General features: G+C 38.7%; 32 protein-coding genes and 3 pseudogenes. All 35 read left to right on the forward strand.

Annotated features, from left to right (window positions below):
• Positions 1 to 37 precede the first annotated feature (37 nt).
• The 35 genes and pseudogenes from purM to rplF all read left to right on the forward strand — a co-directional run bounded on the left by purM (position 38) and on the right by rplF (position 25,713).
• Positions 38 to 1,057: a phosphoribosylformylglycinamidine cyclo-ligase gene (purM, locus tag STRINF_RS01825; RefSeq protein WP_006531300.1), complete on the forward strand. Its 1,020-nt coding sequence runs from the start codon at positions 38 to 40 to the stop codon at positions 1,055 to 1,057.
• Positions 1,057 to 1,608 (forward strand): phosphoribosylglycinamide formyltransferase, encoded by a 552-nt coding sequence (gene purN, locus STRINF_RS01830; RefSeq protein WP_006531301.1) that lies wholly within the window; start codon positions 1,057 to 1,059, stop codon positions 1,606 to 1,608. Before purM ends, purN begins: the two co-directional genes overlap by 1 nt.
• Positions 1,609 to 1,678: 70 nt before the next feature.
• Entirely contained in the window at positions 1,679 to 3,226 is a 1,548-nt protein-coding gene (gene purH, locus STRINF_RS01835) for a bifunctional phosphoribosylaminoimidazolecarboxamide formyltransferase/IMP cyclohydrolase (RefSeq protein ID WP_006531302.1), read from the forward strand.
• A 363-nt stretch (positions 3,227 to 3,589) separates the two neighbouring features.
• Positions 3,590 to 4,852 carry a phosphoribosylamine--glycine ligase gene (gene purD / locus STRINF_RS01840; protein ID WP_006531303.1) on the forward strand — a complete coding sequence of 421 codons (1,263 nt, stop codon included), beginning with the start codon at positions 3,590 to 3,592 and terminating at the stop codon, positions 4,850 to 4,852.
• A 31-nt stretch (positions 4,853 to 4,883) separates the two neighbouring features.
• Positions 4,884 to 5,290 (forward strand): annotated as a pseudogene (locus tag STRINF_RS01845) (2-thiouracil desulfurase family protein).
• Complete coding sequence (purE, locus tag STRINF_RS01850; RefSeq protein ID WP_006531305.1) at positions 5,290 to 5,778, forward strand: 5-(carboxyamino)imidazole ribonucleotide mutase; 489 nt, start codon at positions 5,290 to 5,292, stop codon at positions 5,776 to 5,778. The pseudogene STRINF_RS01845 and the gene purE overlap by 1 nt, the downstream one beginning before the upstream one ends.
• Positions 5,765 to 6,856 (forward strand): 5-(carboxyamino)imidazole ribonucleotide synthase, encoded by a 1,092-nt coding sequence (gene purK, locus STRINF_RS01855; protein WP_006531306.1) that lies wholly within the window; start codon positions 5,765 to 5,767, stop codon positions 6,854 to 6,856. Before purE ends, purK begins: the two co-directional genes overlap by 14 nt.
• 2 nt (positions 6,857 to 6,858) lie before the next feature.
• A pseudogene (locus tag STRINF_RS10415) lies at positions 6,859 to 6,954 on the forward strand (phosphoribosylaminoimidazole carboxylase); the annotation flags it as partial.
• An 89-nt stretch (positions 6,955 to 7,043) separates the two neighbouring features.
• A complete protein-coding gene (purB, locus tag STRINF_RS01860; protein ID WP_006531307.1) occupies positions 7,044 to 8,342 on the forward strand; it encodes an adenylosuccinate lyase in 1,299 nt (432 codons plus the stop codon).
• Positions 8,343 to 8,530: 188 nt separating this feature from the next.
• Positions 8,531 to 9,409 (forward strand): helix-turn-helix domain-containing protein, encoded by an 879-nt coding sequence (locus STRINF_RS01865; RefSeq protein WP_174221231.1) that lies wholly within the window; start codon positions 8,531 to 8,533, stop codon positions 9,407 to 9,409.
• Positions 9,410 to 9,610: 201 nt separating this feature from the next.
• Positions 9,611 to 10,609 carry a Holliday junction branch migration DNA helicase RuvB gene (ruvB, locus tag STRINF_RS01870; RefSeq protein ID WP_006531310.1) on the forward strand — a complete coding sequence of 333 codons (999 nt, stop codon included), beginning with the start codon at positions 9,611 to 9,613 and terminating at the stop codon, positions 10,607 to 10,609.
• Between the two features lie 172 nt (positions 10,610 to 10,781).
• A complete protein-coding gene (locus tag STRINF_RS10420; RefSeq protein WP_006531311.1) occupies positions 10,782 to 10,988 on the forward strand; it encodes a DUF7010 family protein in 207 nt (68 codons plus the stop codon).
• Positions 10,948 to 11,313 carry a DUF7010 family protein gene (locus STRINF_RS10865; RefSeq protein WP_398577259.1) on the forward strand — a complete coding sequence of 122 codons (366 nt, stop codon included), beginning with the start codon at positions 10,948 to 10,950 and terminating at the stop codon, positions 11,311 to 11,313. The genes STRINF_RS10420 and STRINF_RS10865 overlap by 41 nt, the downstream gene beginning before the upstream one ends.
• A 238-nt stretch (positions 11,314 to 11,551) precedes the next feature.
• A pseudogene (locus tag STRINF_RS01880) lies at positions 11,552 to 11,983 on the forward strand (low molecular weight protein-tyrosine-phosphatase).
• A 17-nt stretch (positions 11,984 to 12,000) separates the two neighbouring features.
• Positions 12,001 to 12,381 carry an MORN repeat-containing protein gene (locus tag STRINF_RS01885; RefSeq protein ID WP_006531314.1) on the forward strand — a complete coding sequence of 127 codons (381 nt, stop codon included), beginning with the start codon at positions 12,001 to 12,003 and terminating at the stop codon, positions 12,379 to 12,381.
• Positions 12,378 to 14,171, forward strand: coding sequence for an acyltransferase family protein (locus tag STRINF_RS01890; protein WP_006531315.1), 1,794 nt, complete (start codon positions 12,378 to 12,380; stop codon positions 14,169 to 14,171). Before STRINF_RS01885 ends, STRINF_RS01890 begins: the two co-directional genes overlap by 4 nt.
• Positions 14,172 to 14,624: 453 nt before the next feature.
• Complete coding sequence (gene thrC, locus STRINF_RS01895; protein ID WP_006531316.1) at positions 14,625 to 16,109, forward strand: threonine synthase; 1,485 nt, start codon at positions 14,625 to 14,627, stop codon at positions 16,107 to 16,109.
• Positions 16,110 to 16,168: 59 nt separating this feature from the next.
• Positions 16,169 to 17,467 carry an MATE family efflux transporter gene (locus STRINF_RS01900; protein ID WP_006531317.1) on the forward strand — a complete coding sequence of 433 codons (1,299 nt, stop codon included), beginning with the start codon at positions 16,169 to 16,171 and terminating at the stop codon, positions 17,465 to 17,467.
• 276 nt (positions 17,468 to 17,743) lie between these two features.
• Positions 17,744 to 18,052, forward strand: a complete 309-nt coding sequence (gene rpsJ / locus STRINF_RS01905) for a 30S ribosomal protein S10 (protein ID WP_006531319.1) — start codon at positions 17,744 to 17,746, stop codon at positions 18,050 to 18,052.
• Between the two features lie 109 nt (positions 18,053 to 18,161).
• A complete protein-coding gene (rplC, locus tag STRINF_RS01910) occupies positions 18,162 to 18,788 on the forward strand; it encodes a 50S ribosomal protein L3 (RefSeq protein ID WP_006531320.1) in 627 nt (208 codons plus the stop codon).
• Positions 18,789 to 18,811: 23 nt separating this feature from the next.
• On the forward strand, positions 18,812 to 19,435 hold the full coding sequence (gene rplD, locus STRINF_RS01915) for a 50S ribosomal protein L4 (protein ID WP_006531321.1): 624 nt from the start codon (positions 18,812 to 18,814) through the stop codon (positions 19,433 to 19,435).
• On the forward strand, positions 19,435 to 19,731 hold the full coding sequence (locus tag STRINF_RS01920) for a 50S ribosomal protein L23 (RefSeq protein WP_006531322.1): 297 nt from the start codon (positions 19,435 to 19,437) through the stop codon (positions 19,729 to 19,731). The genes rplD and STRINF_RS01920 overlap by 1 nt, the downstream gene beginning before the upstream one ends.
• Positions 19,732 to 19,748: 17 nt before the next feature.
• Positions 19,749 to 20,582, forward strand: a complete 834-nt coding sequence (gene rplB / locus STRINF_RS01925; RefSeq protein ID WP_006531323.1) for a 50S ribosomal protein L2 — start codon at positions 19,749 to 19,751, stop codon at positions 20,580 to 20,582.
• A 101-nt stretch (positions 20,583 to 20,683) separates the two neighbouring features.
• Entirely contained in the window at positions 20,684 to 20,962 is a 279-nt protein-coding gene (gene rpsS, locus STRINF_RS01930) for a 30S ribosomal protein S19 (protein WP_000533765.1), read from the forward strand.
• A gap of 15 nt (positions 20,963 to 20,977) precedes the next feature.
• Positions 20,978 to 21,322, forward strand: a complete 345-nt coding sequence (gene rplV, locus STRINF_RS01935; protein WP_003062848.1) for a 50S ribosomal protein L22 — start codon at positions 20,978 to 20,980, stop codon at positions 21,320 to 21,322.
• Positions 21,323 to 21,334: 12 nt separating this feature from the next.
• Positions 21,335 to 21,988 carry a 30S ribosomal protein S3 gene (gene rpsC, locus STRINF_RS01940; RefSeq protein WP_006531325.1) on the forward strand — a complete coding sequence of 218 codons (654 nt, stop codon included), beginning with the start codon at positions 21,335 to 21,337 and terminating at the stop codon, positions 21,986 to 21,988.
• 3 nt (positions 21,989 to 21,991) lie between these two features.
• Positions 21,992 to 22,405, forward strand: a complete 414-nt coding sequence (gene rplP / locus STRINF_RS01945) for a 50S ribosomal protein L16 (RefSeq protein ID WP_003062852.1) — start codon at positions 21,992 to 21,994, stop codon at positions 22,403 to 22,405.
• Positions 22,406 to 22,414: 9 nt separating this feature from the next.
• Positions 22,415 to 22,621, forward strand: a complete 207-nt coding sequence (gene rpmC / locus STRINF_RS01950) for a 50S ribosomal protein L29 (RefSeq protein WP_006531326.1) — start codon at positions 22,415 to 22,417, stop codon at positions 22,619 to 22,621.
• Positions 22,622 to 22,648: 27 nt separating this feature from the next.
• On the forward strand, positions 22,649 to 22,909 hold the full coding sequence (rpsQ, locus tag STRINF_RS01955) for a 30S ribosomal protein S17 (RefSeq protein ID WP_002885836.1): 261 nt from the start codon (positions 22,649 to 22,651) through the stop codon (positions 22,907 to 22,909).
• A gap of 24 nt (positions 22,910 to 22,933) precedes the next feature.
• Positions 22,934 to 23,302, forward strand: coding sequence for a 50S ribosomal protein L14 (gene rplN / locus STRINF_RS01960; RefSeq protein WP_003062856.1), 369 nt, complete (start codon positions 22,934 to 22,936; stop codon positions 23,300 to 23,302).
• A gap of 79 nt (positions 23,303 to 23,381) precedes the next feature.
• Positions 23,382 to 23,687 carry a 50S ribosomal protein L24 gene (gene rplX / locus STRINF_RS01965; protein WP_003067218.1) on the forward strand — a complete coding sequence of 102 codons (306 nt, stop codon included), beginning with the start codon at positions 23,382 to 23,384 and terminating at the stop codon, positions 23,685 to 23,687.
• A 26-nt stretch (positions 23,688 to 23,713) separates the two neighbouring features.
• A complete protein-coding gene (gene rplE / locus STRINF_RS01970; RefSeq protein WP_006531327.1) occupies positions 23,714 to 24,256 on the forward strand; it encodes a 50S ribosomal protein L5 in 543 nt (180 codons plus the stop codon).
• A gap of 17 nt (positions 24,257 to 24,273) precedes the next feature.
• Positions 24,274 to 24,459, forward strand: a complete 186-nt coding sequence (locus tag STRINF_RS01975; protein WP_003062863.1) for a type Z 30S ribosomal protein S14 — start codon at positions 24,274 to 24,276, stop codon at positions 24,457 to 24,459.
• Between the two features lie 175 nt (positions 24,460 to 24,634).
• Complete coding sequence (gene rpsH, locus STRINF_RS01980) at positions 24,635 to 25,033, forward strand: 30S ribosomal protein S8 (protein WP_006531328.1); 399 nt, start codon at positions 24,635 to 24,637, stop codon at positions 25,031 to 25,033.
• Between the two features lie 143 nt (positions 25,034 to 25,176).
• Positions 25,177 to 25,713, forward strand: coding sequence for a 50S ribosomal protein L6 (gene rplF, locus STRINF_RS01985; RefSeq protein WP_006531329.1), 537 nt, complete (start codon positions 25,177 to 25,179; stop codon positions 25,711 to 25,713).
• The last annotated feature ends 54 nt before the right edge of the window (positions 25,714 to 25,767 follow it).

Here is a 25,767-nt window from a genome sequence, read left to right on the forward strand (position 1 = left end):
AATAGCTCTGCTATTTCCCAAAAAGGAGAAAATTATTATGTCAAAAAATGCTTACACTCAGTCTGGTGTTGATGTTGAAGCAGGTTATGAAGTTGTTGCACGTATCAAAAAACACGTGGCACGTACTGAACGTGCTGGTGTTATGGGCGCTCTTGGTGGTTTTGGTGGTATGTTTGACCTTACAAAAACTGGTGTGAAAGAACCTGTTTTGATTTCAGGAACTGATGGTGTGGGAACAAAACTCATGCTTGCCATTAAATATGACAAACACGATACCATCGGTCAAGACTGTGTGGCAATGTGTGTCAATGATATCATTGCTGCTGGTGCAGAACCACTTTATTTCCTAGATTACATCGCAACTGGTAAAAATGAACCTGCAAAACTTGAACAAGTCGTTGCAGGTGTTGCTGAAGGTTGTGTGCAATCTGGTGCAGCTCTTATCGGTGGTGAAACTGCTGAAATGCCTGGTATGTACGGCGAAGATGATTATGATTTGGCTGGTTTTGCAGTAGGTGTTGCTGAAAAATCACAAATCATTGATGGTTCAAAAGTTTTTGATGGCGACGTTCTTCTTGGACTTGCTTCAAGTGGTATTCACTCAAATGGTTACTCACTTGTTCGTCGAGTTTTTGCTGATTATTCAGGTGAAGAAGTTCTTCCAGAACTTGAAGGTAAAAAATTGAAAGAAGTCCTTCTTGAACCAACTCGTATTTATGTTAAAGCAGTGCTTCCGCTTATCAAAGAAGAATTGGTTAATGGTATTGCCCACATCACTGGTGGTGGATTCATCGAAAATGTGCCACGTATGTTCGCTGATGACTTGGCTGCTGAAATCGAAGAAGACAAAATTCCAGTTCTTCCAATTTTCAAAGCTCTTGAAAAATATGGCAACATCAAACACGAAGAAATGTTTGAAATCTTCAACATGGGTATTGGTTTGATGATGGCAGTTAGCCCTGACAAAGTTGAACGCGTTAAAGAATTACTTGACGAACCAGTTTACGAACTTGGTCGCATCGTTAAAAAAACAGATGCAAGTGTGGTGATTAAATAATGAAAAAAATCGCAGTATTTGCGAGTGGTAACGGTTCAAATTTTCAAGTTATTGCTGAGCAATTTCCTGTTGAGTTTGTCTTTTCAGACCACCGAGATGCTTATGTCTTAGAACGTGCTGAAAAACTCGGTGTGACAGCTCATGCTTTTGAACTTAAAGAGTTTGATAGTAAAGTAGATTATGAAAAAGCAATTGTAGCTTTGCTTGAAAAATATGACATTGATTTGGTTTGCTTGGCTGGTTATATGAAAATTGTTGGAACGACTTTGTTAAAAGCTTACGAAGGTCGTATTATCAATATTCATCCAGCTTATCTTCCTGAATTTCCAGGCGCTCACGGTATTGATGATGCTTGGGAAGCAGGTGTTGACCAGTCTGGCGTTACCATTCATTGGGTTGACAGTGGTGTCGATACAGGGACAGTGATTAAACAAGTTCGTGTGCCTCGTCTAGCAGGTGATACCATTGAAAGTTTTGAAGCTCGCATTCATGAAAATGAGTATAAGCTTTATCCTGAGGTTTTAGAGAGCTTGGGAGTTGAGAAAAAGTAATCTCATAACTTATGCTTTGTGATGACTTTAAATTTAAAAATAGCAGTAACATCTTTTTAAAGGAGAAAAAATGACAAAACGTGCACTAATTAGTGTTTCTGACAAAGCGGGCATTGTTGAATTTGCTCAAGAATTGAAAAAACTTGGTTGGGATATTATCTCAACTGGTGGAACAAAAGTTGCGCTTGATAAAGCAGGCGTTGACACTATTGCGATTGATGATGTGACTGGTTTCCCAGAAATGATGGATGGTCGTGTGAAGACACTTCACCCAAATATCCACGGTGGTCTTTTGGCTCGTCGTGACCTTGACAGTCACCTTCAAGCAGCAAAAGATAATCACATCGAATTGATTGACCTTGTTGTGGTTAACCTTTACCCATTTAAAGAAACAATCTTGAAACCAGATGTGACTTACGCTGATGCGGTTGAAAACATTGATATCGGTGGTCCTTCAATGCTTCGCTCTGCAGCTAAAAACCATGCTAGCGTTACAGTTGTTGTTGATCCAGCTGATTATGCTGTTGTTTTGGATGAATTATCAGCAAATGGTGAAACAAGCTTTGAAACTCGTCAACGTTTGGCAGCTAAAGTCTTCCGTCACACAGCAGCTTATGATGCTTTGATTGCGGAATACTTTACAAAACAAGTTGGTGAAACAAAACCTGAAAAACTTACCATCACTTACGATTTGAAACAACCAATGCGTTATGGTGAAAACCCACAACAAGACGCGGATTTCTACCAAAAAGCATTGCCAACAGATTACTCAATTGCTTCTGCTAAACAATTGAATGGTAAAGAATTGTCATTTAACAATATTCGTGACGCTGACGCTGCGATTCGTATTATCCGTGATTTCAAAGATCGCCCAACTGTTGTCGCGCTTAAACACATGAACCCATGTGGTATTGGACAGGCTGACGACATTGAAACTGCTTGGGATTACGCTTATGAATCAGACCCAGTATCAATCTTTGGTGGTATTGTTGTGTTGAACCGTGAAGTTGACGCTGCAACAGCTAAGAAAATGCATGCTATCTTCCTTGAAATCATCATTGCACCAAGCTATTCTGATGAAGCTCTTGAAATCTTGACAACTAAGAAGAAAAACATGCGTATTCTTCAATTGCCATTTGACGCTCAAGAAGCTAGTCAAGTTGAAAAAGAATACACTGGTGTTGTTGGTGGACTTTTGGTTCAAAACCAAGATGTTATCGAAGAAAATCCAGCAAATTGGAAAGTTGTCACAAAACGTCAACCAACTGACCAAGAAAAAGCTGCGCTTGAACTTGCTTGGAAATCAATCAAATATGTTAAATCTAACGGTATCATCGTGACAAATGACCACATGACACTTGGTGTTGGTCCTGGTCAAACAAACCGTGTAGCTTCTGTTCGTATCGCTCTTGATCAAGCCAAAGACCGTCTTGACGGTGCTGTCCTTGCTAGTGATGCTTTCTTCCCATTTGCGGACAACGTTGAAGAAATTGCTGCCGCAGGTGTGAAAGCTATCATCCAACCTGGTGGTTCAGTTCGTGACCAAGAATCTATCGACATGGCTGATAAATACGGTATTGCCATGGTATTTACAGGTGTTCGTCACTTCCGCCATTAAGATAAATAGGCAAACTTCCTTTAATAAATATTTCATGAAGCATCTTGGCTAAGGCTAGGATGCTTTTACTTTAAGTTTTTTGAAAGTTATGCTTAAGTCTCACTTAAGTAAGGCTTACTATACTAACAATAACTCCTAAATAAACTTTTTTTCATAATCCAACCAAGTCCCAATCTATCTAGATTGGGACTTTTTTTATTTTTATGCTATTTTTTCTAAACTTATCACAGGATTTTCATCTATTTCCGAACAAATATGTTATAATATATCTAGATAATTCGTGAAAATATTTTGTTTTTACGTGCTTTGTTGATTTTGGAGCCTAGGCTCCTGTGATTGTTTTCTATTGAGGTATTTTTACTTATGAAACTTTTAGTTGTTGGCTCTGGCGGGCGTGAGAACGCTATTGCTAAGAAGTTGTTGGAATCTCCTCAAGTGAGCCAGGTTTTTGTAGCACCTGGAAATGATGGGATGACACTTGATGGACTTGATTTAGTAAATATCGGAATTTCCGAACATTCTAAGCTTATTGATTTTGCAAAAGAAAATGAGATCGCTTGGGCATTTATCGGACCTGATGATGCTTTGGCTGCAGGAATCGTCGATGATTTTAATGCCGCAGGCTTGAAAGCCTTCGGTCCAAGTAAAGCAGCTGCAGAGCTTGAATGGTCTAAAGACTTTGCTAAATCAATCATGGCTAAATATCATATTCCAACAGCGGCTTACAGCACTTTCTCAGATTTTGAGCAAGCAAAGAGTTATATTGAAGAACATGGCGCACCGATTGTTGTTAAAGCTGACGGTTTGGCATTAGGTAAAGGTGTGGTAGTTGCTGAAACAGTAGAACAAGCCGTTGAAGCTGCACATGAAATGTTGCTTGATAATAAATTTGGTGATTCTGGTGCACGTGTGGTTATTGAAGAATTTCTTGATGGCGAAGAATTCTCATTGTTTGCTTTTGTCAATGGCGATAACTTCTATATCATGCCAACTGCGCAAGACCACAAACGTGCTTTTGATGGTGATAAAGGTCCTAATACTGGTGGTATGGGAGCTTACGCACCGGTACCACATTTGCCACAAAGTGTTGTTGATACAGCTGTTGAAACAATCGTTAAACCTGTTCTTAATGGGATGATTGCTGAAGGACGTCCATACCTTGGTGTTCTTTATGCAGGGCTTATTTTAACAGATGATGGTCCTAAAGTTATCGAATTTAATTCACGCTTTGGTGACCCTGAAACTCAAGTTATCTTGCCACGTTTGACATCTGATTTCGCTCAAAATATTACTGATATTTTAGATGGTAAAGAGCCAGAAATCACTTGGACTGACAAGGGTGTGACTTTGGGTGTGGTAGTTGCCTCAGAAGGTTACCCAGTTGCCTACGAAAAAGGTGTTCGTCTTCCAGAAAAAACATCAGGTGATGTGATTACTTATTACGCAGGAGCTAAGTTCGCTGATGATAAAGCATTGCTTTCAAACGGCGGACGTGTATACATGTTAGTCACAACAGAGGCTGACGTAAAATCTGCTCAAGATGTTATTTATGCTAAGCTTGCTAAGCAAGATACAACTGGTTTATTCTATCGAAACGATATTGGAAGTAAAGCAATTGGACGTTAAACCCAAATGTGTTCTAGTCAGTGCATGTCTGATGGGAGAAAGATGTAAGTATAATGGTGGTCATAATTACAATCGAGATCTTGTGGACTATGTTGCTGATAAGGAAGTGATAACCATTTGTCCAGAAGTTTTAGCTGGTCTGCCTACGCCACGAGAACCTGTTGAATTAGTCGATGGACACGTTCTCGATAAGATGGGAAATTGTTACGATGATTTGTTTGAAAAAGGAATTGAGCGTTGTGTCAATGAGATTTCTGGCAAACAAATTGACCTAGCAGTTTTACAATCACGCAGCCCGTCATGTGGTGTTAATCAGATTTACGACGGAAACTTTTCTGGAAAAAAGTGGCAGGTAGTGGTCTTTTTGCCCAAAAGTTAAAAGCCCTTGGCTATCCTGTTCTTGATGTTGAAGATATAAAACAATTGGAAGGAAAATAATGAAACCATTAATTTCAGTTATCATGGGTAGCAAATCAGATTGGGCTACCATGAAAAAAACAGCAGAAGTGCTTGATGAATTTGGTGTGGCTTATGAAAAGAAAGTTGTTTCAGCTCACCGTACACCAGATTTGATGTTTAAACATGCCGAAGAAGCAAGAGGTCGTGGTATCAAGGTGATTATTGCTGGTGCTGGTGGTGCTGCGCATTTACCTGGTATGGTTGCAGCAAAAACAACACTTCCAGTTATTGGTGTTCCTGTGAAGTCACGTGCCCTTAGCGGACTTGATTCTCTTTATTCAATCGTTCAAATGCCTGGTGGTGTCCCTGTGGCAACAATGGCGATTGGTGAGTCAGGAGCTAAAAATGCTGCTCTTACAGCTCTTCGTATTTTAGCAATTGAAGATGCTGCTTTGGCAGAAAAACTAGAAAAATTTGCCATCGAACAAGGCAAAGCTGCGGAGGTATCAACTGATGAACTCGACTAAAACAATTGGTATTATCGGTGGTGGTCAACTAGGTCAAATGATGGCTATCTCAGCTATCTATATGGGACATAAGGTGGTTACACTTAATCCAACGGAAGATTGTCCTGCATCTCGTGTTAGTGATATGATTGTGGCACCTTACAATGACGTTGACGCGATGCGTGAATTGGCAGAGCGCTGTGATGTGCTTACTTATGAGTTTGAAAATGTCGATGCGGATGCTTTGGATGCAGTGGTAAAAGCAAATCAATTACCCCAAGGAACTGATCTGCTTAGAATTTCGCAAAATCGTATTTTTGAGAAAAACTTTTTATCTCAAAAAGCTGGTGTTACCGTAGCGCCTTATAAAGTTGTGACATCAAGTCTTGACCTTGAAGATATTGATTTGTCTAAGAATTATGTCTTGAAAACAGCAACTGGCGGTTACGACGGTCATGGTCAAATCGTCATTAAATCAGCCGATGATTTGGAAGTTGCAAATAAATTAAGCAACTCTTGTGAATGTGTGCTAGAAGAATTTGTGAATTTTGACCTTGAAATTTCAGTGATTGTGTCAGGAAATGGCAAGGATATGACTGTTTTCCCAGTTCAAGAAAATATCCATCGTAACAATATCTTGTCAAAAACTATCGTACCTGCTCGTATTTCTGATGAACTTGCCAAAAAAGCACAAGCTATGGCAATGCAAATTGCTGAACAATTGGAATTGTCTGGAACACTTTGTGTTGAGATGTTCGCGACATCAGATGACATTATTGTCAACGAAATTGCACCGCGTCCACACAACTCTGGACACTATTCAATCGAAGCTTGTGATTTTTCACAATTTGATACACATATTTTAGGAATTCTTGGTTTGCCACTTCCTAAGATTCACTTGCATCAACCAGCCGTTATGCTTAATGTTCTTGGACAACATATGGACAAAGCACGAGCTTATGTTAAGGAAAATCCTAGCGCTCACCTCCACCTTTATGGTAAACTAGAGGCGAAACATAACCGCAAGATGGGACACATTACCTTGTTTAGTAATGAACCCGATACCATCGCGGAAATGGGTGAAGGAATGGACTTTTAAGGGATTTCCTTGCTACTTATAATTTACCACTTGATTCAGATTTGACAAGCTTACCTCATTATCCATCTGTTGAAATTGGTAAAGAAGATTTTACTTAAATACGTTAGTTATTATTTGATATATAACTTAAAAAAGGAAAGGAGATAGGGTATTAATCAATTTACTTAATGCCCTTAACATCATAAACATGATCGATCGTTATTCACGCCCTGAGATGGCGGCAATTTGGAGTGAAGAAAATAAATACAAAGCTTGGCTTGAAGTTGAAATTTTGGCTGACGAAGCATGGGCTGAACTAGGCGAAATTCCTAAAGAAGATGTCGCTAAAATCCGTGCCAATGCAAGCTTTGACGTTGACCGTATCTTAGAAATCGAACAACAAACACGTCATGACGTTGTTGCCTTCACACGTGCTGTTTCTGAAAGTCTTGGCCAAGAACGTAAATGGGTTCACTATGGTTTGACATCAACTGACGTTGTTGATACAGCTTACGGTTACCTTTACAAACAAGCTAACGAAATCATCCGCAAAGATTTGCATAATTTCCTTGAAATCATTGCTAACAAAGCTAAAGAACATAAATTCACTATCATGATGGGACGTACTCACGGTGTCCACGCAGAACCAACTACATTTGGTTTGAAATTGGCAACATGGTACAGCGAAATGAAACGTAACATCGAACGTTTCGAACATGCTGCTGCTGGTGTCGAAGCTGGTAAAATTTCAGGTGCTGTTGGTAACTTCGCTAACATTCCACCATTTGTTGAAGCTTATGTGTGTGAAAAACTTGGTATCCGTGCTCAAGAAATTTCAACGCAAGTACTTCCACGTGACCTTCACGCAGAATACTTCGCTGTTCTTGCTAGCATCGCAACATCAATCGAACGTATGGCAACTGAAATCCGTGGTCTTCAAAAATCTGAACAACGTGAAGTTGAAGAATACTTTGCTAAAGGCCAAAAAGGTAGCTCGGCTATGCCTCACAAACGTAACCCAATCGGTTCAGAAAATATGACAGGTCTTGCGCGTGTTATCCGCGGTCACATGGTAACAGCTTACGAAAACGTGTCACTTTGGCATGAACGTGACATCTCACACTCATCTGCTGAACGTATCATCTCACCTGATACAACGATCCTTATCGACTACATGCTTAACCGTTTCGGAAACATCGTTAAAAACTTGACTGTTTTCCCAGAAAACATGATTCGCAACATGGGTTCTACTTTTGGACTTATCTTCAGCCAACGTGTTATGCTTAAATTGATTGAAAAAGGTATGACACGTGAACAAGCTTACGACCTTGTTCAACCTAAGACAGCTTACTCTTGGGATAACCAAGTTGACTTCAAACCACTTCTTGAAGCTGATGAAGAAGTCACTTCACGTTTGACTCAAGACGAAATCGATGAATTGTTTAACCCATCTTACTACACTAAACGTGTTGATGAAATCTTTAACCGTATTGGTTTAGGAGATTAATTTAGTCAAAAAAAGTGCCTGAGACGAAAGTCTTGGGTATTTTTTATCAAATTTTTTATTAGAAAATTTGTTATTTTTAATGAAAATAGTTTATCAAATGAAAGCGGTATGTTAAAATATGAAATAAGCAGATTTTTTTAATAAAACAGGAGATTGAAGTGGAAAAATTTGGGGAGAAGATCCGCTTGATGCGGGAGGAAAAGGAAATCTCACGTGAAGAATTCTGTGGGGATGAAACAGAATTATCGGTAAGACAATTAGCTAGAATTGAGTTGAACCAATCAATACCCAATCTCAGTAAAGCAAGCTTTATTGCCAATCGTCTGGGAGTGAAATTAGGTACTTTAACTGATGGTGACAGTTTAGAATTACCTAAGCGGTATAAAGAGTTGAAGTATTTACTTCTTCGAACACCTACATATGGAGACCAGGTACGACTTGATCGAAAAAATGACTATTTTGATGAGATTGCTGAAGTATTTTATGATGTTATTCCAGAAGAAGAACGGTTAATCATTGATTGTTTACAATCAAAATTCGATGTTCATTTTAGTGAAGATGTCAATTTTGGAGAGGGTATTTTAAATGATTATTTTGGTCAAGTTAATCGAAAGAAAGTTTTTACCATTAATGATTTAATTTTGATTGATCTTTATTTTGCTTGTCTTTCTTCTGCTAAGAAGTTTGAAGGAATTTATAGTTTGGATTTTTACGATGATTTGATGAAAAGGTTGGTAAATCAAAAGCATGTTTCACCTGAGACTGATTTAATTTTAAATAATGTATTGTTAAATAATATTGACTTAGCATTCCAATTTAAGCGAGAATATTATATTGAGCGTGTTATTACAATCAGTGAAAAAATTATGACAGAGATTCATGATTTTCAACGTCGTCCGATTTTAAGTTTGGTGGAGTGGAAGTATTATTTGAAACTTAAACATGACTTTGCTTTAGCAGAACAGTCATTTACGAATGCAACATTATTTGCACGATTGGTTGGTGATACTTATTTAGAAAATAAACTTAAAGAAGAATGGCAACTTGATATTGATGCTGTGGAGTAGTTTGTGTAGATAATAAAAACAACATGACATTTTTGTCATGTTGTTTTTTCTTCGAACCATTTACAATAATATTAGAAATTAGAGAAAGGGAAGAAGGAGCAAATGTTAAAGGGATTTACGGTTTTATTGACAGCCTGGTGGGGATTGTAGACTGTTATCAAAACAATTCACTGACAGCTCTTGTTTTGGTATAATAAGGCTATGAATAGAATTTTAGATAATGATATCATGGGTGACGAAGAATTTGTGGAACGTACGCTTCGTCCTCAATATTTAAAAGAATATATTGGACAGGATAAGGTTAAAAATCAGCTGAAAATTTTTATTGAAGCAGCAAAATTACGTGATGAATCACTTGACCATGTGCTATTGTTTGGCCCTCCGGGTCTTGGTAAGACGACAATGGCATTTGTGATTGCTAACGAATTAGGGGTGAATCTCAAACAAACATCTGGGCCAGCAATTGAAAAAGCTGGTGATTTGGTTGCTATTTTGAATGATTTGGAACCTGGGGATGTTTTGTTTATCGATGAAATTCACCGTATGCCAATGGCGGTAGAAGAAGTGCTCTATAGTGCGATGGAAGATTTCTATATTGACATTATGATTGGTAATGGTGAGACTAGTCGTAGTGTCCATTTGGATTTGCCACCTTTTACGCTAATTGGAGCAACAACTCGAGCAGGAATGCTTTCGAATCCGTTGCGTGCGCGTTTTGGAATTACGGGGCATATGGAATATTATGCGGTTGACGATTTGACAGAAATTGTTGAACGTACAGCTGATATTTTTGAAATGGAAATCGTGCATGAAGCTGCACAAGAATTGGCGCGACGTAGCCGAGGTACACCACGTATTGCCAACCGTTTGTTAAAACGGGTTCGTGACTATGCTCAAATTATGGGTGATGGTATTATTACAAAAGATATTACAGATAAAGCTTTAACAATGCTGGATGTCGATCATGAAGGGCTTGATTACATTGACCAAAAAATCTTGCGTACTATGATTGAAGTTTATAATGGTGGTCCAGTTGGTTTGGGAACTCTATCTGTTAATATTGCTGAAGAGCGTGATACGGTTGAGGATATGTATGAACCTTATTTGATTCAAAAGGGTTTTATTATGCGTACACGTACAGGTCGTGTAGCTACAGCTAAAGCATATGATCATCTGGGGTATCCTTATGCTGAAAAATAAAATATTATCTTAAGGAAAGTTTAAGCAAGTCTTTATATACTATAACTATCCTAAAACTTTTCTTTTTCATAATCTCCGGAAAGAACCTTGGTTTTCCAAGGTTTTTTCTTTGTTTTATAAATGGCCATGGAGTGTGGTATAATTGAGAAAAAGTGCTTATAGGAGCAAGATTATGGAATTAGAAGTTTTACGAAAAGATATGATTGTTAGTCAGAGAAAAGGGCAACCTTTTATTGTTACGTCCACCATCATCTGGGTTTCAATAACTTTGGTAACTATGATGAAGGTATCGCTACCTGTCCAAAATCTTTTGATTTTTTTATTGTTCATGTCCATTGTTGCCACTCTCTTGGTTTGTTGGGAAATGGCTGAATGTTGATATCTTCTCCAAAGAAAATCTATTAACGAACCTAGGTTTCTTATTTACCTGTAACCAATTGATTTATTTATTGATTGTTATGTGGGTCTTTAGTGCGGTACCTGAAAAAATGCTTATGGTTTATACAATGGTTTTTGGAGCGCATCTTTTACCCTATTCATGGCGATATAAATCAAGAACATATTTTGTTTTTGCTATTTTGATTCCGATACTTGCGCTTGTCTTAGGTCACATGGCGAGCATGACTTATCTTAGTTTAGTGATGGTATTTTTAGAAATTGTTTTTGCCATGTTACTACAAGTTGAACTAAATGCGAATAAATAATTAAAGGTTCTTAGTTGTCTAAGAACTTTTTATAAAAAACGAGAGAGCCCCGCAAGCGGAGCCCTCTCAGGAGATTATGAAAAAGAAAAGTTTTAGGATTGTCTATATTGTATGCAGTCAGGCTTAATTTTTTCTTAAAGTCGACAGATAAGGGAATTTACATGTGATAAGACTTCTTTTTTGTTATAATGATAAAAGAAGTTTTAAACAATCAGTTACTGACTATGTAGGAGAGAACATGAAAAAAGTTTGTTTTGTTTGCTTAGGAAATATTTGTCGTAGTCCAATGGCTGAGTTTGTGATGAAAGATTTGGTTACTAGTGAAAATCTATTAATTGAAAGTCGTGCGACTTCTAACTGGGAACATGGAAATCCTATTCATCACGGGACACAAGGTATTTTTAAAAAGCATCATATTGCTTATGATTATCAAAAATCATCACAACAGATTTCTTATCAAGATTTTCGAGATTTTGATGTCATCATTGGGATGGATACGAATAACGTGGCAGATTTAAAAGAAATGTCACGATGACGATTTGATGAAAAAATCTTTCTTTTTGTAGATGGTGGTGTACCAGATCCATGGTTTACAGGTGATTTTGATGCTACCTATGAGTTGGTTAAGTGTGGCTGTGAACAATGGCTAGCGCGACTAAGAAATTCTTAAAGAGAAGTTGAGTAAAAATGAAAAAAATCAAAATAACCAGAGGACGTCTTGAGCTTCTGACGGTTTTAATTCTTATCATTTGTGGTTTGTCGGTCTTTACTTTATCGGTAAAATCAAAGACAACCTTAACGTATGACAATGGCAAAATCACGTACACGGGTTATGTGGTCAATCACCGTATGAATGGTCAAGGTAAGTTGACTTATGAAAATGGGGATTGCTACGAAGGTAATTTTAATGATGGTGTGTTTGAAGGTCAGGGCGTCTTTACTTCACATTCTGGTTGGATTTATAAAGGTGGATTTAAAAATGGTCAACCAGATGGTGAAGGCACTCTAACAGCACAAAATGGTAAGGTATATACAGGAACCTTTAAACAGGGGATTTTTCAAAAATGAGAATAAAATGGTTTTCAATGGTTAGGGTAATTGGGCTTTTCCTAGTTCTGCTCTATCATTTCTTTAAAACGGCCTTTCCAGGCGGTTTTATCGGTGTTGACATTTTCTTTACTTTCTCAGGGTATTTGATTACAGCTTTGCTAATTGATGAGTATTCGAGAAACAAGAAAATTGATCTTTTAGGATTTTATAAGAGACGTTTTTATCGGATTGCTCCACCGCTAATTTTGATGATTTTGATTGTCATGCCATTTACTTACTTGGTTCGTAGAGACTATGTGGCAAGTATTGGTAGTCAAGTGGCTGCAGCAATTGGTTTTACAACAAATTTCTTTGAAATTATCACAGGTGGTAATTACGAAACGCAATTTATCCCACATCTCTTTGTTCACACGTGGAGTTTGGCAATTGAGATGCATTTCTATTTAATCTGGGGATTCATAGTTTGGTTATTGGGAAGACATCAGGATAATTTGGCAAAATTCCGTAGTTTGATTTTTGCGATTTCGGCAGCCTTTTTTGCTGGAAGTTTCCTAACGATGTTTGTCCGAGCTTTCTTCGTTGATAATGTTTCAACGATTTACTTCTCATCTTTGACGCATAGTTTCCCATTCTTCTTAGGGGCTATGGCGGCGACGATGACTGGTATCAGAGAAACAACTATTCGTTTTAAAAAGAATGTTCGCTTGTGGTCTACAAAACGTAGTATCGTCACAATGCTAGTGAGCGCAGCTCTCTTAGTTTTATTGATGTTTACTTTGAAATTTGACCAACGCATCACTTATTTATTTGGATTTGTTTTAGCAAGTTTATTTGCTACGGTAATGATTTATGCGGCGCGTGTCCTAAATGACCAAACGCCAAATGCAAAAGAATCTGCTATTATCAACTATTTAGCTGATGTTAGTTATGGTGTTTATCTTTTCCACTGGCCATTTTACATTATCTTTACACAGTTGATGTCAAATGGATTTGCTGTTGTGCTGACGGTTATTCTATCGTTGGTATTTTCAACCTTATCTTATTATGTGATTGAACCATTTCTTGCTGGTAAGCCAGTTAAACTATTTGGTATTTCTTTGGATTTATCTCCTTATAAGAAATGGCTATATGGTAGCTCAGCTGTTTTAGCTTTGATAACTTTGATAACTGTTGCTACAGCACCAGCTATGGGGAATTTTGAAACAGGGCTCTTGGTTAACTCACTACAACAAGCTCAAACGAATTTGAATCGTACGCATACTGTGACAGCTGGTGATGCGGGAGCTTTAAGTGATGTAACTGTGATTGGAGATTCTGTTGCACTACGTTCAAGTGCTGCATTCTCAAGCCTGCTTCCTAATGCTCAATTAGATGCAGCGGTAAGTCGTAGTTTTGACAATGCGTTTGAAATTTTTCAAAATGAGATTTCGAGTGGAACACTTTCTAAGACAACAGTGCTTGCAATTGGTGTAAATTCACTCGACCATTATCAAGAAGACATTCAACAATTTATTGATGCTTTGCCAGATGGTTATCGCTTGATTATTGTGACACCATATAATGCTAGCGATAAAGCGAAAGTTAAGCAGGCGCGTGATTATGAATTGAGTTTACCGAAAACGTACAATTACATTACTATTGCTGATTGGTACAAGACAGCAACGAGTCATCCAGAAATTTGGAATGGTACTGACGGTGTTCACTACAGTGATGCTAATACGACAGGTGCTGACCTCTATGTTAAAACTATTCAAAAAGCAATTGATAAATCTGCTAAGAGACCTGCCAAAGGTGAATCTAATAGTTAATATCAAAAGTCAACTTCGGTTGGCTTTTTTTGTGTGTAAAACTACCATTTTATATTAGGAAATATGACATCAAAAATTCTGCAAAAGCCTCTTTACATCAATAGTTTGTAGCGTTATAATACATGTGATATAAAACGTGAGAAGAAGGGAGAGAAAAAGGTGGCTGAATTGTTCTATGACGTCTTAGCAAGCTTCTGGATTTCTATTGCTGGTGTTGATTCACGTTGGGGAAAATAATCAAATTATAAAAATAAGGGAACTTAGAAAAAACTAGATGTTGTCAAAGTTTTCAAATAGTTATTGAGCGTTTGTAGAGTAAGGGATGAAGCTGTTACTTGGTAGGAAATAGCTTTGCCTTACTCTTTTTTTGATAAATTGCATAAATTTGTATAAATCTTCTGATAATTATGATACAATGGGTGCAAGACTATCTATTAATACGAGGAATTTTTGATGACGTTAATTTACCAATCAACTCGCGACGAAAATAACAAAGTGACTGCTAGCCAAGCTATTTTACAAGGATTGGCAACTGACGGCGGACTCTTCACCCCAACGTCACTTCCAGAAGTGGCTTTGGACTTTGATGCTTTAAAAGATGCTTCATACCAAGAAGTGGCTAAACTGGTTCTATCAGCGTTTTTGGATGATTTTACAGAAGAAGAATTAGATTACTGTATCAATTCAGCTTATGATGAAAAATTTGACACACCTGCCATTGCTCCAGTCGTTAAACTAGCAGACCAATATAACCTTGAGCTTTTCCATGGTTCAACAATCGCTTTTAAAGATATGGCTTTGTCAATCTTGCCATACCTTTTGACAACATCAGCTAAAAAACAAGGTGTTGATAATAAAATTGTGATTTTAACAGCAACATCAGGAGATACTGGTAAAGCTGCTATGGCTGGTTTTGCAGATGTTTCAGGAACTGAAATTATTGTCTTTTATCCAAAAGATGGCGTCAGCAAAATTCAAGAACTTCAAATGACAACGCAAACTGGTAACAATACGCATGTTGTAGCGATTACTGGTAACTTTGATGATGCTCAAACAGATGTTAAACGTATGTTTAATGACGTGGCTTTACGTGAAAAATTGCTTGCGCACAAGACACAATTCTCATCAGCTAACTCAATGAACGTTGGTCGCTTGGTGCCACAAGTTGTTTACTATGTCTACGCTTATGCACAATTGGTTAAAGCAGGTCATATTAAAGCAGGTGAAAAAGTTAACTTTACAGTACCAACAGGTAACTTTGGTAATATCTTAGCAGCATACTACGCTAGTCAAATTGGTGTTCCAGTTGGTAAATTAATCTGTGCTTCAAATGAAAATAAAGTTTTAACTGATTTCTTCACAACAGGTACATATGATAAAAAACGTGAGTTTAAGGTGACAACAAGTCCATCAATGGATATCTTGGTATCATCTAACTTGGAACGTTTGATTTTCCACCTTTTGGGCAACGATGCTGCTAAAACAAAAGACTTGATGGAAAAACTTGTATCTGAAGGAGAGTACACTCTTTCAGGTGCTAATCAAGCTATTCTTGATATGTTTGAAGCTGGTTTTGCAACGGAAGCTGAAACATCAGCTGAAATCAAACGTGTTTATGATGCTTGTGACTATGTTGAAGACCCACACACAGCTGTTGCGTCAGCTGTTTATCAAAAATATGTTGAACGAACTGGTGATCATACGCCAACTGTTATTGCGTCTACAGCAAGTCCTTATAAATTCCCACGTGTTGCCGTAGAAGCTGTTAGTGGACAAGCACCAGCAGATGACTTTGCTGCGGTAAAAGAACTTGAAAAATTGTCAGGTGTCGCTATTCCAAAAGCTGTCAACGGACTTGAGACAGCTGAGGTTCGCCACAAAACAGTTGTTGCTACAAGTGATATGCAAAAAGCTGTTGAAGATTATTTAGGACTTTAAAAATTATAAAGTAAGAGCTGAGGCTGGTTCTCGGCTTTTCTTTTTGTTACGATAGAATTATGAAACAAACAAAGAAAATTATTCGATTGGCTTTTCCAGCCATGATGGAAAATCTTTTGCAGATGCTTATGGGGGTAGTAGATAACTATCTTGTTGCACAAGTTGGTTTAATTGCTGTCTCTGGGGTCTCTGTAGCTAATAATATTATTACTATTTATCAAGCGATTTTCATTGCTCTTGGTGCGGCGGTCTCAAGTCTAGTTGCCAAAAGTCTTGGGGAAAAGAACGCTCAAAAATCACTTCACTATCAATCTGAGTCTTTATTGATTACTCTTGGATTGAGTTTAGTTCTTGGTCTCGTTTCTCTTGGCTTAGGGAAAACGATTCTAACTTGGCTTGGGACAGACGCGGCTGTTACGCAAGCTGGCGGTCTTTATCTTGCGATTGTCGGTGGTTTGATTGTTAGTTTAGGGATGATGACGACCCTGAGTGCTTTTTTACGGGCTTTGGGAAAACCACAACTACCAATGTATATCAGTTTGCTGACCAATGTCTTAAATGCAGGTTTGTCAGCTGTAGCGGTATTTATTCTGCATTGGGGGATTGTTGGTGTTGCTTGTTCAACAGTTCTGGCACGCTTGGTTGGAACGCTGTTGCTAGCCAGTCAGTTACCGATTAAAAAGATTATCAAAAACATCCGGTGGACACTGGATAGTGATTTGATTAAAATTGCTTTGCCAGCTGCTGGTGAGCGCTTAATGATGCGCGCAGGTGATGTGGTTATTGTGGCAATTATCGTTAAGTTTGGAACGGAAGTGGTAGCTGGTAACGCTATTGGAGAAACCTTAACACAATTTAATTACATGCCAGGGATGGGGATGGCTACGGCTACAGTAATCCTTGTGGCGCATAGCCTCGGGCAGAAGAATATCCAAGAAAGCAAGCAATTGATTAAGGAATCCTATCTAATTTCTGTTGCTCTTATGCTTCTTGTTGGAGCTACAATTTACTTTTCTGGAGGTTACTTAACGCACTTGTTTACCTCTAATCAAGCCGCTCTAGATGCTAGCCTTGTTGTTTTGTTTTATTCGTTCGTTGGTGGGCCGGCAACAGCGGGAACCTTGATATTTACGGCAGCTTGGCAAGGGTTAGGAAATGCAAAACTCCCGTTTTATGCAACGACATTTGGAATGTGGGTTATTCGAATTATTTCGGGTTACGTGCTTGGTGTGAGTCTGCACTTAGGTCTAACTGGAGTGTGGTTAGCGACCGTAGCGGACAATATTTTCCGTTGGATTTTCTTATATATTCTATATAAGAAATATATGAATTCTTTTCAAGAATCTACTATTAAATAACTAACAGGATTTTTAACCAGATGAACGTCTGGTTTTTTCATTGTAAAAAATAATAGAAAAAGCTGAAAACATTTTCTTCTAAAAAATCGAAAAAAAGGGAGCAAAATCCTTGCAAACCACTGTTAAATCTGATATTATGTACTGGTGCTGTTAATACAGTTACTTTAGCTATGATACAAGAGGTTGCGACACGCTCGGTTGCACTGCCACGCAAAGACGTGTTGGTTTTCTTGAGGAGCTAGCCTATTATCTTAAATAGACGAAAAGGAGAAAAAGATGGCAAACAAAAAAATCCGTATCCGTTTGAAAGCATACGAACATCGTACACTTGACACAGCGGCAGAAAAAATTGTTGAAACTGCAACACGTACAGGTGCTTCAGTAGCTGGACCAGTTCCACTTCCAACTGAACGTAGTTTGTACACAATTATTCGTGCGACTCACAAATACAAAGATTCTCGCGAACAATTTGAAATGCGTACTCACAAACGCTTGATCGATATCATCAACCCAACTCAAAAAACAGTTGACGCTTTGATGAAATTGGATCTTCCAAGTGGTGTTAACGTAGAAATCAAACTCTAATAAGGATTTGATGATTGAGCACAAAAAACGCTCGTTAAAAACTTTTTTGAGCATGAAAAGCGCTCATTAAAAACTTTTTAAATAAATAAAGTAAAGGAAATATTCTCTCATGACAAAAGGAATCTTAGGGAAAAAAGTGGGAATGACTCAAATCTTCACTGAATCTGGTGAATTTATCCCTGTTACTGTCATCGAAGCAACTCCAAACGTTGTGCTTCAAGTGAAAACTGTTGAAACAGATGGTTACGAAGCAGTTCAAGTTGGTTTTGACGACAAACGTGAAGTATTGAGCAACAAACCTGCCAAAGGCCATGTAGCAAAAGCTAACACAGCTCCTAAGCGCTTCATTCGTGAATTCAAAAACATTGAAGGCTTAGAAGTTGGTCAAGAAATCACAGTTGATACATTCGAAGCTGGAGATGTTGTTGATGTAACTGGTACATCTAAAGGTAAAGGTTTCCAAGGTGTTATCAAACGCCACGGTCAATCTCGTGGACCAATGGCTCACGGATCTCGTTATCACCGTCGTCCAGGTTCTATGGGACCTGTTGCGCCTAACCGTGTTTTCAAAAACAAACACTTGGCAGGACGTATGGGTGGTAACCGTGTGACAATCCAAAACCTTGAAGTTGTCCAAGTTATCCCAGAGAAAAACGTTATTCTTATCAAAGGTAACGTACCAGGTGCTAAGAAATCTCTTATCACTATCAAATCAGCAGTTAAGGCTGCTAAATAATAAGAAAGGAGAAAACAGTTAAAATGGCAAACGTAAAACTATTTGACCAAACTGGTAAAGAAGTTAGCTCAGTTGAGTTGAACGATGCTATCTTCGGTATCGAACCAAACGAATCAGTAGTATTTGATGTCGTTATCAGCCAACGCGCTAGCCTTCGCCAAGGTACTCACGCAGTTAAAAACCGCTCTGCAGTATCTGGTGGTGGTCGTAAACCATGGCGTCAAAAAGGAACTGGACGTGCTCGTCAAGGTTCTATCCGCTCACCACAATGGCGTGGTGGTGGTGTAGTCTTCGGACCAACTCCACGTTCGTACGGATACAAACTTCCACAAAAAGTTCGTCGCCTTGCATTGAAATCAGTTTACTCAGCTAAAGTTGCTGAAGATAAATTTGTAGCTGTAGAAAGCCTTTCATTTGCAGCTCCAAAAACTGCTGAATTCGCAAACGTACTTTCAGCTCTTAACGTTGACTCAAAAGTACTTGTAATCCTTGAAGAAGGAAACGAATTTGCAGCTCTTTCTGCACGTAACCTTCCAAACGTTAAAGTTGCAACTGCAACAACTGCAAGTGTTCTTGATATCGTAAACAGCGACAAACTTCTTGTTACTAAAGAAGCAATCTCTACAATCGAGGAGGTTCTTGCATAATGAATTTGTACGACGTAATCAAAAAACCAGTAATCACTGAAAAATCAATGAACGACCTCGAAGCAGGTAAATATACATTCGAAGTTGACTCTCGTGCGCACAAACTTTTGATCAAACAAGCTGTTGAAGCTGCTTTTGATGGAGTTAAAGTTGCAAACGTGAACACTGTAACAGTTAAACCAAAAGCAAAACGTGTTGGTCGTTACACTGGTTTCACTTCAAAAACTAAAAAAGCTATCATCACTCTTACAGCTGATTCTAAAGCAATCGAGTTGTTTGCAGCTGAAGCTGAATAATCTAAGGAGGAAATAACGTGGGTATTAAAGCTTATAAACCAACGACAAATGGTCGTCGTAATATGACTTCTTTGGATTTTGCTGAAATCACTACAAGCACTCCTGAGAAATCATTGCTTGTTTCACTTAAAAACAAAGCTGGTCGTAACAACAACGGTCGCATCACTGTACGTCACCAAGGTGGCGGTCACAAACGTCACTACCGTTTGATTGACTTCAAACGTAACAAAGATGGCGTTGAAGCAGTTGTAAAAACTATTGAGTATGATCCAAACCGTACAGCTAACATCGCTCTTGTACATTACACTGACGGTGTGAAAGCTTATATCCTTGCACCTAAAGGTCTTGAAGTTGGTCAACGTATCGTTTCAGGTCCAGATGCAGATATCAAAGTTGGTAACGCTCTTCCGCTTGCTAACATCCCTGTTGGTACAGTTATTCACAATATCGAACTTCAACCAGGTAAAGGTGCTGAATTGATTCGTGCTGCTGGTGCTTCTGCACAAGTTCTTGGTCAAGAAGGTAAATACGTGCTTGTTCGTCTTCAATCAGGCGAAGTTCGTATGATTCTTGGTACTTGCCGTGCTACAATCGGTAAAGTTGGTAACGAACAACAATCACTTGTAAACCTTGGTAAAGCTGGTCGTAGCCGTTGGATGGGTGTCCGTCCTACAGTTCGTGGTTCTGTAATGAACCCTAATGATCACCCACACGGTGGTGGTGAAGGTAAAGCACCAGTTGGACGTAAAGCGCCATCTACTCCTTGGGGTAAACCTGCGCTTGGTCTTAAAACTCGTAACAAAAAAGCTCAATCAGACAAACTTATTATCCGTCGTCGTAACGACAAATAATTTATTAGTCGCTTAGCTTATTAATCATCCGCCAGCTCGGTAGTGTGCATTTATGCACACAGGCCGCTGTGGTACTATAATTTAAAGGAGAAAACTACAAAATGGGACGTAGTCTTAAAAAAGGACCTTTCGTCGATGAGCATTTGATGAAAAAAGTTGAAGCTCAAGCAAACGACGAAAAGAAAAAAGTAATTAAAACTTGGTCACGTCGTTCAACGATTTTCCCAAGTTTCATCGGTTATACAATCGCAGTTTATGATGGACGTAAACACGTACCAGTTTACATCCAAGAAGACATGGTAGGTCACAAACTTGGTGAATTCGCACCAACTCGTACTTACAAAGGTCACGCAGCTGACGATAAGAAAACACGTCGTTAATAGGAGGAGGACACAATGGCAGAAATTACTTCAGCTAAAGCAATGGCTCGTACAGTCCGTGTTTCACCTCGTAAAACACGTCTTGTACTTGATCTTATCCGTGGTAAGAATGTTGCTGACGCAATCGCAATCTTGAAATTCACTCCAAACAAAGCAGCTCGCGTAGTTGAAAAAGTTCTTAACTCTGCTATCGCTAACGCAGAAAATAACTTTGGTTTGGAAAAAGCTAACTTGGTAGTATCTGAAACTTTCGCAAACGAAGGACCAACTATGAAACGTTTCCGTCCACGTGCTAAAGGTTCAGCTTCACCAATCAACAAACGCACAACTCACGTCACAGTAGTTGTGTCAGAAAAATAAGGAGGTAAAATCGTGGGTCAAAAAGTACATCCTATTGGTATGCGTGTCGGAATCATCCGTGATTGGGATGCGAAATGGTATGCTGAAAAAGAATACGCGGATTACCTTCATGAAGATCTTGCAATCCGCAAATTCATTCAAACAGAATTGGCAGACGCTTCAGTTTCACGTATTGAAATCGAACGTGCTGTAAATAAAGTAATTGTTTCACTTCACACTGCTAAACCAGGTATGGTTATCGGTAAAGGTGGAGCTAATGTTGACGCTCTTCGCGCTAAACTTAACAAATTGACTGGAAAACAAGTTCACATCAACATCGTTGAAATCAAACAACCTGATTTGGACGCACACCTTGTTGGTGAAAACATTGCACGTCAACTTGAACAACGTGTTGCTTTCCGTCGTGCTCAAAAACAAGCTATCCAACGTACAATGCGTGCAGGTGCTAAAGGTATTAAAACTCAAGTATCTGGTCGTTTGAACGGTGCTGATATCGCTCGTGCTGAAGGTTATTCAGAAGGAACTGTTCCACTTCACACACTTCGTGCAGATATTGACTACGCTTGGGAAGAAGCTGACACTACTTACGGTAAACTTGGTGTTAAAGTTTGGATCTACCGTGGTGAAGTTCTTCCAGCTCGTAAAAACACTAAAGGAGGCAAATAACAAATGTTAGTACCTAAACGTGTTAAACACCGTCGCGAATTCCGTGGAAAAATGCGCGGTGAAGCTAAAGGTGGTAAAGAAGTCGCATTCGGTGAATACGGTCTTCAAGCTACTACTAGTCACTGGATCACAAACCGTCAAATCGAAGCTGCCCGTATCGCAATGACTCGTTACATGAAACGTGGTGGTAAAGTTTGGATTAAAATCTTCCCACACAAATCATACACTGCTAAAGCTATCGGTGTACGTATGGGTTCTGGTAAAGGGGCACCTGAAGGTTGGGTAGCACCAGTTAAACGTGGTAAAGTGATGTTTGAAATCGCTGGTGTATCTGAAGAAGTTGCACGTGAAGCACTTCGTCTTGCTAGCCACAAATTGCCAGTTAAGACTAAATTCGTGAAACGTGAAGCAGAATAAGGAGAAATCATGAAACTTCAAGAAATTAAAAATTTTGTTAAAGAGCTTCGTGGTCTTTCTCAAGAAGAACTTGCTAAGAAAGAAAACGAACTTAAGAAAGAACTTTTCGATCTTCGTTTCCAAGCTGCAGCAGGTCAACTTGATCAAACTGCTCGTTTGAACGAAGTTAAAAAACAAATTGCACGCGTAAAAACAGTGCAATCTGAAAAGAAATAATAGATTGGGAAAGGAGAAATTCTAATAATGGAACGTAATCAACGTAAAACCCTTGTTGGACGTGTAGTATCTGACAAAATGGATAAAACAATCACTGTTGTAGTTGAAACTAAACGTAACCACCCAGTCTATGGTAAACGTATCAACTATTCTAAAAAATACAAAGCACATGATGAAAACAACGTTGCTAAAGAAGGCGATATCGTTCGTATCATGGAAACTCGTCCACTTTCAGCTACAAAACGCTTCCGTCTTGTAGAAGTAGTGGAAGAAGCTGTTATTATCTAATCAAACTAAAAGGAGAAATTTGAAATGATTCAACAAGAAACTCGCTTGAAAGTTGCTGATAATAGCGGTGCTCGTGAGATCTTGACTATCAAAGTTCTTGGTGGTTCAGGACGTAAATTCGCTAACATCGGTGACGTAATCGTTGCTTCTGTAAAACAAGCTACTCCTGGTGGAGCTGTTAAAAAAGGTGATGTCGTAAAAGCTGTTGTTGTTCGTACTAAATCTGGTGCACGCCGTCCAGACGGTTCATACATCAAATTTGATGACAACGCTGCAGTAATCATCCGTGATGACAAAACTCCTCGCGGAACTCGTATCTTCGGCCCTGTTGCACGTGAATTGCGTGAAGGTGGCTTCATGAAGATCGTATCACTTGCACCAGAAGTACTTTAATCAATAAAAAACACAAACTAAGTCCCCTGCATTTGCAGGGTGCCCATTAGGGCGTAAGAAATAATAGGAGAAGAACCAAATGTTTGTAAAAAAAGGCGATAAAGTTCGCGTTATTGCTGGTAAGGACAAAGGCGTTGAAGCTGTAGTTCTTAAAGCCCTTCCTAAAGTCAATAAAGTTGTTGTTGAAGGTGTTGCTATTGTTAAAAAACATCAAAAACCAAACAACGTAAACCCTCAAGGTGCTATCGTGGAAAAAGAAGCACCAATCCATGTGTCTAACGTTCAAGTTCTTGACAAAAATGGTGTTGCAGGGCGTGTTGGTTACAAAGTTGTAGACGGCAAAAAAGTTCGTTACAACAAAAAATCAGGCGAAGTGCTTGATTAATCACGAAGGAAAGGAGAAAGTATATAATGGCAAATCGCTTAAAAGAAAAATACACTAACGAAGTTGTTTCTGCTTTGACTGAAAAATTCAACTATTCTTCAGTTATGGCTGTCCCAAAAGTTGAGAAAATCGTTCTTAACATGGGTGTTGGTGATGCTGTAAATAACGCTAAAAATCTTGAAAAAGCTGCTGCTGAATTGGCACTTATTTCAGGTCAAAAACCATTGATTACTAAAGCTAAGAAATCAATCGCTGGCTTCCGTCTTCGTGAAGGTGTAGCGATCGGTGCAAAAGTTACCCTTCGTGGTGAACGTATGTACGAATTCTTAGATAAATTGGTAACAGTTTCACTTCCACGTGTTCGTGACTTCCACGGTGTTCCAACAAAATCATTTGACGGGCGTGGTAACTACACACTTGGTGTGAAAGAACAATTGATCTTCCCAGAAATCAACTTTGATGACGTTGATAAAGTACGTGGTCTCGATATCGTTATCGTAACTACTGCTAACACTGACGAAGAAGGTCGTGAATTGCTTAAAGGCCTTGGAATGCCTTTTGCAAAATAATTTAGGAGGTAAATCAATTGGCTAAAAAATCTATGATTGCTAAGAATCATCGCCCTGCGAAATTCTCTACGCAAGCTTACACTCGTTGCGAACGTTGTGGCCGTCCACACTCAGTTTACCGCAAATTCAAACTTTGCCGTGTTTGCTTCCGTGAGTTAGCTTACAAAGGACAAATCCCAGGCGTTACCAAAGCTTCTTGGTAAGTCGATGATATAAGAAACCTGATTGGACAAGCCATTTAGTAAATTGTTATTCAATTTTCTATTTGCCGTAGTTCATGATGGGGTTCAAGTGATAAACTTGAATTTAATTAAGCCTTCGGGCGACATTAACTAGCAAGTGATCGATTCAAACTACTAGTAAGAGGAGAATATATAAATGGTTATGACTGACCCAATTGCAGACTTTTTGACACGCATTCGTAATGCTAACCAAGCAAAACACGAAGTGCTTGAAGTACCTGCATCAAACATCAAAAAAGGTATTGCTGAAATCCTTAAACGCGAAGGTTTCGTGAAAAACGTTGAAGTTATCGAAGATGACAAACAAGGTATCATCCGCGTATTCCTTAAATACGGACAAAACGGTGAACGTGTTATCACTAACTTGAAACGTATCTCAAAACCAGGTCTTCGTGTTTACGCAAAACGAGAAGATGTTCCTAAAGTTCTTAACGGACTTGGAATTGCAATCATCTCTACATCAGAAGGCCTTTTGACTGACAAAGAAGCTCGTCAAAAGAACGTTGGTGGAGAAGTTATTGCTTACGTTTGGTAAGAAGTTTTTCATCTCTCCATTTATGGAGAGGAAATCTTACTTAACCATCTAATGGACTATTAAGCACAAATTTGTGTATTAGTCGCCCGTGAAAACTCGTCGCTTTATGCGGCCTGACAATTTAACAGGAGAAAAATAAAACTATGTCACGTATTGGTAATAAAGTTATCAACTTGCCTGCTGGTGTTGAGATAACAAACAACGATAACGTTGTTACTGTTAAAGGACCTAAAGGCGAACTCACTCGTGAGTTTAACAAAAACATTGAAATCAAAGTTGAAGGAACTGAAGTTTCACTTCACCGTCCAAACGACTCAAAAGAAATGAAAACAATCCATGGTACAGCTCGTGCTAACTTGAACAACATGGTAATTGGTGTTTCTGAAGGTTTCAAAAAAGAACTTGAAATGCGCGGGGTTGGTTACCGTGCACAACTTCAAGGTTCAAAACTTGTACTTTCTGTAGGTAAATCTCACCAAGACGAAGTAGAAGCTCCAGAAGGAATTTCATTTGAAGTACCATCTGCAACTTCAATCGTCGTTAACGGTATCAACAAAGAAGTTGTTGGTCAAACAGCTGCTTACATCCGTAGCCTTCGTGCTCCAGAACCTTATAAAGGTAAAGGTATCCGTTACGTTGGTGAATACGTACGTCGTAAAGAAGGTAAAACAGGTAAATAATAGTTTATGGGATGTCTTGCGAGATTTTTTCTCGCAGAACTCATATGCTAACAT

It is taken from the genome of Streptococcus infantarius subsp. infantarius ATCC BAA-102 (assembly GCF_000154985.1).
GTDB lineage: Bacteria > Bacillota > Bacilli > Lactobacillales > Streptococcaceae > Streptococcus > Streptococcus infantarius.